Raw genomic sequence first — 7,088 nt, forward strand, 5'->3', positions numbered from 1 at the left:
GCTGGGACCAGTCGCTGTCGCCGGGCAATGAGCAGTCGTTCTACTGGGGCAGCGAGGCTGCCGACCAGCCCGGCAGCCGCAACTACATGGGCGCCAAGGATCCCGCCATCGACGCCATGATCGCGGCACTGTTGCGCGCCCGCGACAGGCCGGCCTTCATCGCCGCCGTCCGCGCTCTGGACCGTGTCCTGATGGCCGGTTTCTACGCTATTCCAGTGCTTAACGCCGCGGACGAATGGATTGCGCGCTGGAATCGGATAGAACGACCGAGCACGACCGCCTTAACGGGATCGCTCCCGGAAAGCTGGTGGCAACGGCCAAGCTCAGCGCCGAAATGATCGACCGCGATGCTTCGAGATTCGCGGCATCCGGGACAACACGGGGGTACAGGTGAACCAGGTCAGCACGTCGCCCACCCTTGACGCATTGTTCCAGCGCATCCTGGCACGCAAGCCGGATGCGGTCGCGCTGGTCGATCCGATCAACAAGCAGCGGATCACCGGCCAGCCGCCGCAGTCGCTGACCTATGCCGAGGCCGACCGCATCATCTCCGCGCTGGCCGGACATTTCATCGATACCGGCCTGCCCGCCAATTCCGTCATTGCCGTGCAACTGCCGAACACCATCGAGTTCATGCTCACCGTATTGGCCGCACATCGCGCCGGCCTCGTGGTCGCTGTGTTCCCGTTGCTGTGGCGGCAGGCCGAGCTGGTCGCAGCGCTGAACCGCATCAGCGCGCGGGCGATCGTTACCACCACTAGGGTCGACGGCGTTGTTCATGCCGACCTCGCGATGAACGCAGCGGCAGAGGCGTTCTCGATCCGCCATGTCTGCGGTTTCGGCACCGATCTGCCGGAAGGCATGTTCTCGCTCGACCAGGTAATCGCGCGGCCATCGGGGTCCAAGCGCAGCCTGCTCCAGGACGGCCGCAAGGCGGCGATCATCACCTTCGATGTCACCGCGGACGGTTTCCGCGCCGTGCCGCGCACCCATCTCAGCCTGATCGCCGGCGGGCTGGCCATCTCGCTCGAGAGCGACCTGCCGCAGGGCGCCAATCTGATGTCGGCCTTCCTGCCGTCATCCTTCGCCGGCCTCGCCTCGTCCGTGGTGATGTGGCTGCTGTCCGGCGGCAGCCTGGCGCTGCACCACCCGTTCGATCCCGAGGTGCTGGAACAGCAGCTTACTGAGGACGGCTGCGATACCCTGATCGCGCCGGCGCAGCTGGCTTTGAAGCTCGATGAGTGCAGGCTCCCGGCCCGGCTGCCGAACCTGCGCCATGTCATCGGCCTGTGGCGCGCGCCCGAGCAGGTCTCCTCCAGCCCGGCCTGGACCGCGCGAGAGGTCGAGATGACCGACGTCTATCTGTTCGGCGAGGCCGGGCTGTTCGGGGTGCGGCGGCAGTCGCCCGACGGCGCGCCGGGGCCAGTGCGTCCCGGCCGGCATGGCGTGCCGCGCGACACCCCCGGCTCGTCGATTTCAGGCGAGGTGCTGATCACCGCGAAAGGCACCTTGGGCCTGCGCGGGCCGATGGTGGTGGTGCCGGCCTACGCGCCACCGCCGCCGCCGAGCGACTCCCTGGTCCCGGCGCCGCCACGCGATTACGTCGACACCGAATATTCCGTCCGTCACGACCGCGCCCACGACACGATCTCGATCACCGCACCGCCCGCCGGGGTGATGGGGGTCGGCGGCTATCGCTTCCTGGCGCAGGACCTGCACGAATGGTCGCGCCGGCTGGGCCAGGGCGCCCTGCTCACGGCCCTGCCCGACCGCCTGAGCGGCCACCGGCTGGCCGGCCGGGCGCTCGACAATGCCCGCGCCCGCGAGGCGCTGGCCGAGCTCGGCCTCAATCCACTGATGGTGGAGGCGTTCCGCGACCGCGCCACGCCGGCGGGCTAGCCGATGGTGCGGGCTTCCAGCATCGTTGACGCCGCGTTAACGGGCCAGACCTAGGATCGCGCACCCAGAGTTCGTGTTCCGAGTACCCGGATGTCCCAGCAGGGCCCGCTTCTTCTTGTCTCCGCTGCCGCGCGGCCTGCGCTGACGGCCGCGCTGGATGCCGCAAAACTGTTTCCCATCGTCGAGGTCGGCTGGCGCGAGGCGGCGCATGCCGTGGAGCGTATGCAGCCGGTCGCGGTGCTGGCGGTGATGGCCGGTGCCGCCGCCGCCGATGTCGCGATGCTTGCCCGGCATACCGCTTCCCGAGACGTCTATTTGCCGCTGGTCGCGCTCAATGCCGAGGGCGTGCTGCCCGACAACGCTATGGCCTTTGCGCAAAGCGGCGAGACGATCGACCGTCTGCTCGGCCGCCTGCGCGCGGCGCTGCGCGTCCGCACCCTGCACGCCACGGTGCTGCGCCGGCTCGGCGAGAAGAAGGCGGCAGAGACCAGCCTGCCCGATACCGATCCGCTCGATGATGCCACCGTGCTGCTGCTCGGCCGCGGCGCTTCCTATCCGGCCCTGTCGGTGGCCCTCGGCGAGCGCATGGCGGTGGTCGGCGCGCTCTCAATTGAAGCCGCCGCGAAGCATCTCTCGAGCCGTGACATCGACGGCGTCGTGCTCGGCGAAGGTTTTTCGCCGCGCGTGGTCGATGCCTTCCTCACCGTGCTCTCCGAAGACACCCGATTCCGCAATCTCGCTGTCGTGCTGACCTCGCCGCACGACGCTCACGCACCCGAGCTCGCCAATTTCGAGATCGTTCATGGCGAGCCCGCGCGCATTGCTGCCCACGCGCTGCCGCTGATCCGCCAGCATGCTTTGGAGGCGCGGCTGAACCGCACCTTGCGTGCGATCGACGCCGGCGGGTTGCTCGATCCGCAGACCGGGCTGCTGACCAAGCCCGCTTTCGCACGCGATTTCGCCGCCGCCGTGACCCACGCGCAAGCGCAGGGCGGCCTGCTCGCGCTGGCTCGCTTTGGCTTCGATCCCGACCACCCGCGGGCACAGTTCGACGGCGCCCGCATCATCAGCCGCCTGATGCGGCGGATGGATTTCGGAACGCATGAGGACAACGGCTCGGTCATCGTCGTGTTCGCGGACACCGATCTGCGATCGGCACAAGCGATCACGCGGCGGCTCTCCGCGGTGATGCGCCACACCTCGCATGGCCGGCGCGGCGCCCGCATCGATCCCTCGATATCAGTCGCAGCATTGAGGCCAGGTGATACCGCCCGCAGCCTGCTGGCGCGGCTTTACGATGAAATTAACCGCGCCGCGTCCTGAGCGCGGCCATCCGCGGAACCATTATTCGTTCCTCCGCATTAGTGAGCAGCAATTCTCACTGGAGGACAACAATGAAGAAGATTGCACTGATCGCCGCGTCGCTTGCCGTGTTTGCCGCACCTGCGCTCGCTGCGGAAAGCAAGACCGTCGGCAACGCGCCCGCCGAGGCCAAGTTCTCGACGGTGTCCAAGGACGAGATGTTCAGCTCGAAGCTGAAGGGTGTGAACGTCGTCAATCAGAAGGACGAGACCGTCGGCGAGATCTCAGATCTCGCGATCAAGAACAACCAGGTCGACGCGCTGATCCTCTCGGTCGGCGGCTTCCTCGGCATGGGCGAGCACTACGTTGCCGTGTCGCCGTCCTCGGTCAACGTCCGCTACGACCAGAAGAACGACAAATGGCTGGCGTCGATGAACACCACCAAGGACGCGCTGAAGGCCGCGCCGGAGTTCAAATATCCGAAGTAATAACGGCCTGAACCGTTGAGCCAACAGCCGCCGGTGGCAACACCGGCGGCTGCTTTTAATTGTAGATCCCGTAGGGTGGGCAACGCGACTTGTCCGCCGAAGCCCAAGGGGCGAAGGCGGAAGCGTGCCCACCGCGCTCTTCCATGGCGCCGTCGGTGGGCACGGCGCAAGAGCGCCTTTGCCCACCCTGCGCACTGGATGGCTTCGCGTCGCAAGGCCACCATGCCGGCGGCCTCTGGCTTATTTCTGCAGGTCAGCGGCGAAGAACTTGGTCGCCTCGGCCTTCGCTTCCTCGTTCACCTTGGCGTCGTATCTGAGCGGCAGGTTGAACTTCTTGCCAAGCTCGGTTGCCTCGGGGTTCGTGAACGCGTGCACAGCGCCGGGATACTCGATGATCCGATAATCGACCTTCGCCGCGTCGAAATCCTTCTTGAGCGCATCGTACTGCTCGCGCTTCACGAAGGGATCGTCCGCGCCGTTCAGGATGAGGATTTTCGCTTTGACGGCTCCCGGCGCCGGCGCAGGGGTATTGAGACCAAGTGATGCATGATAGCCCGCAACAGCGGCGAGGTCAGCGCCGGACCGCGCCATGTTCAGCACCACCGCGCCGCCGAAGCAGTAGCCAACGGCGCCGATCCGCTGGGGATTGACCGAGGCCTGCTTGGCGAGTTGCTCCCGCGCGGCGTTGAAGCGCGACTCCATCGCCTTCGGGTCCTTCATGACTCCGCTCGACAGCGCGCCGGCGTCCTTCGGGTTGTCGGCGGTCTTGGCGTCGCCGTACATGTCGGCGATGAAGGCGGTATAGCCCTGCTCCGCCAGGCTCCGCGCCTCGTTATGGATGTGCTTGGTGATGCCCCACCATTCATGCACCATCACGATGCCAGGTCGCTTGGCTTCAGTCGCGTCGTCGTAGACGACAAAGCCTTTCATCGTGGTCTCGCCGTCCGTGTACGTGACCGGCTCTTCCCTAATTGCTGCGTGTGCGCTGGCGACCATGGCTATGGTGCAAAGCGCTCCCATTATGTTCGTTCGCATGCTGACCTCCCGCGGGTTTGGCACAACCTTACATTGGCATAGCGCCGATTCCTACGCTAGGCTCGAAAGCGGTGCCGGTGGGGCTTGGCTACACACGATGAACGACCGCGCGGCCGTTGACGACGCAGCAGCGCTAGCAGCGGTATCGCGGCCAAACCACGCACATCCAATGGGCGATCTCGGGAGGGTCTGATGAATACGCCAAACTTGCAAGCCTTCGCAAAGGCCTCCACGCGCTATCGGTGGGTCATTTGCGCATCGCTGTTCCTCATTACGACCATCAACTATATGGATCGCAACATTCTCGGCGTGCTCAAGCCGACGATCCAGGGCGATCTACATTTCAGCGAGACCGATTTCGGCAATATCATCTTCTTCTTTTCGTTCGCTTATGCAATCGGCTATGCGGGCATGGGGTGGCTCACCGACAAGATCGGGATTCGCTATGGCCTGGCCGCCGCCGCGATCCTGTGGTGCCTGGCGTCGATGGCGCATGGCCTGGTCGCGTCAGTCGCCGGTTTCATGGTCGCCCGCCTCGTGCTCGGTCTCGGTGAAGGCGGCAACTTCCCGACCTGCATCAAGACCATCGCAACCTGGTTTCCGGTACGTGACCGCGCGCTGGCCACCGGCATCTTCAACAGCGGCAGCAATGTCGGCGCGATGCTGGCGCCCCTCATCGGCGCGCTCGTCGTCAGCCTGGCTGGGTGGCAAGCTGGCTTCTACGTGACCGGTGCAGTCGGCCTGGTTTGGGTCGTGTACTGGCTGATCATCTATCGCAGCCCCGCGGAGCATCCCCGGGTGTCGCCGAGCGAACTCGCCTACATCAACAGCGACCCTGAAGTCGCGGCAGACAAAATTCCCTGGACCAAGTTGCTGGCCTATCCCGGGACCTGGGTTTACATCGTTGGTGGCGTGCTCACGAATCCTGCCTGGTGGTTCTACAACAACTGGGTTCCGAGTTTCCTCAATAGCAAATTCCACGTTACGTTGTTTGCTGTGGGCTTGCCGCTCGTCGTCATCTACCTGCTCACGGATGCCGGCTCGATCGCGGGCGGTTGGGTCTCTTCGACCCTGATCAAGCGCGGAGTGGACGTGTTCTCCGCCCGCAAGATCGCGTTGCTGATCTGCGCGGCCTGCACCGTGCCGGTGTTCCTCGCGCCGCAGATGGACAGCATGTGGGCTGCGGTCGTCCTGATCGGTGTCGCCATGGCAGCTCACCAGGGATTTTCCGCCAACCTGTTTACACTGGTATCCGACACCATGCCGCGTGGTGCGGTTGCGTCAACCGTGGGGCTCGGAGGTGGCATTAGCTCCATAGCGGGAGCGTTTTCCGCCGCAGCCATCGGCCGCGTGCTCGACGCGACGGGCAACAACTACACCATCGTGTTTTTTGTCTGCGCCAGCGTCTACGTCATCGCAACCCTGGTGATCCACTTCGTCCTGCCGCGCAGCAGGGCTTCGATCGTCACGACCGACGAGCGGCTAGCGTCGGCAGGTTAGCTCCCGCCCCGAGTGATACGCATCGATTAGTCCGCACGCTAGACGCGCCGCGCGAACAAATACGCATGCCGTCGTCATTGCAAACAAAGCCGTCCAGAGTCACGCGCGCACCCCCGGGCTTCGTCGCTTGTGCTGCTCGCAATGACGGGCGGCGCTCACGCCGCCTTCTTGGCTTCTGCCAGTTCCGCAAGCTGCAACAGGATATCAGTCGTGCCGGCGAGCCGCTCCTCCGGAGTTTCCCACACTTGCAGGAACACCACCTTCATGTCGGGCCGCACCTTGGCGGCCTGGCCATGCCGCTTGATGAACGACACCAGCCGGTCCGGCTGCGCGAACGAATTATCGCGGAAAGAGATAACCGCGCCCTTGGGGCCTGCGTCCACCTTCTCGACATTGGCGCGGCGGCAGTAGTTCTTGATCGCGGCGACCTTGAACAGATAGCGCGTCTCGTCCGGCAGCTTGCCGAAGCGGTCGCGCAATTCGGCGGCGAAATTGTCGATCTCGTCGTCGGTTTCGAGATCGGCCAGCCGGCGATACAGCGACAGCCGCACCGAGAGATCGGACACATAATCCTCCGGAATCAGCACCGGCATACCAATGGTGATCTGCGGCGACCAGCGGTCGACAGTCGGCTCGGTGACGCCGGCCTTGAGGTTGACGATGGCCTCCTCCAGCATCGACTGGTACAGCTCGAAGCCGACCTCCTTGACGTGGCCGGACTGCTCCTCGCCCAACAGATTGCCGGCGCCGCGGATGTCGAGGTCGTGGCTGGCGAGCTGGAAGCCGGCGCCGAGCGTCTCAAGCGACTGCAGCACGGTGAGCCGCTTCTCGGCCTGCGCCGAAATCTTCTGCTGGGCCGGCAGG

Annotated in this window: 6 protein-coding genes and 1 pseudogene; 5 read left to right on the forward strand and 2 right to left on the reverse strand. The window is 65.1% G+C overall.

All coding sequences use genetic code 11. The features are described from left to right. The 4 genes and pseudogenes from WA702_RS00945 to WA702_RS00960 form a co-directional block, all read left to right on the forward strand. Positions 1–338, forward strand: a pseudogene (locus WA702_RS00945) (ABC transporter substrate-binding protein); the annotation flags it as partial. Between the two features lie 52 nt (positions 339–390). Continuing rightward, the gene (locus tag WA702_RS00950) at positions 391–1,899 is read left to right on the forward strand and encodes an AMP-binding protein (protein WP_425108650.1); all 1,509 of its coding nucleotides are present in this window, start codon (positions 391–393) and stop codon (positions 1,897–1,899) included. A 90-nt stretch (positions 1,900–1,989) separates the two neighbouring features. Beyond that, complete coding sequence (locus WA702_RS00955; RefSeq protein ID WP_425108651.1) at positions 1,990–3,222, forward strand: GGDEF domain-containing protein; 1,233 nt, start codon at positions 1,990–1,992, stop codon at positions 3,220–3,222. A gap of 71 nt (positions 3,223–3,293) precedes the next feature. Next, positions 3,294–3,689, forward strand: coding sequence for a PRC-barrel domain-containing protein (locus WA702_RS00960; RefSeq protein ID WP_425108652.1), 396 nt, complete (start codon positions 3,294–3,296; stop codon positions 3,687–3,689). Positions 3,690–3,929: 240 nt separating this feature from the next. Here the strand turns inward: WA702_RS00960 and WA702_RS00965 are convergent, their stop codons facing one another. Beyond that, positions 3,930–4,619, reverse strand: a complete 690-nt coding sequence (locus WA702_RS00965) for a dienelactone hydrolase family protein (protein ID WP_425108653.1) — start codon at positions 4,617–4,619, stop codon at positions 3,930–3,932. Positions 4,620–4,916: 297 nt separating this feature from the next. Here WA702_RS00965 and WA702_RS00970 point away from each other — a divergent pair, with 297 nt between their 5' ends. Further along, entirely contained in the window at positions 4,917–6,224 is a 1,308-nt protein-coding gene (locus WA702_RS00970; RefSeq protein ID WP_425108654.1) for an MFS transporter, read from the forward strand. Between the two features lie 155 nt (positions 6,225–6,379). On the opposite strand, the gene WA702_RS00975 is transcribed toward WA702_RS00970, so the two are convergent. After that, positions 6,380–7,088, reverse strand: a 709-nt coding sequence (locus tag WA702_RS00975) for a TRCF domain-containing protein (RefSeq protein WP_425108655.1), incomplete at its 5' end; no start/stop codon positions are given.

This window comes from Bradyrhizobium sp. (assembly GCF_049798375.1).
Classification (GTDB): domain Bacteria; phylum Pseudomonadota; class Alphaproteobacteria; order Rhizobiales; family Xanthobacteraceae; genus Bradyrhizobium.

Bases quoted from the DNA above. Each gene is read 5' to 3' on its own strand.
- WA702_RS00955 (WP_425108651.1), top strand. From the start codon at position 1,990: ATGTCCCAGCAGGGCCCGCTTCTTCTTGTCTCCGCTGCCGCGCGGCCT.
- WA702_RS00960 (WP_425108652.1), top strand. From the start codon at position 3,294: ATGAAGAAGATTGCACTGATCGCCGCGTCGCTTGCCGTGTTTGCCGCA.
- WA702_RS00965 (WP_425108653.1), bottom strand. From the start codon at position 4,619: ATGAAAGGCTTTGTCGTCTACGACGACGCGACTGAAGCCAAGCGACCT.
- WA702_RS00970 (WP_425108654.1), top strand. From the start codon at position 4,917: ATGAATACGCCAAACTTGCAAGCCTTCGCAAAGGCCTCCACGCGCTAT.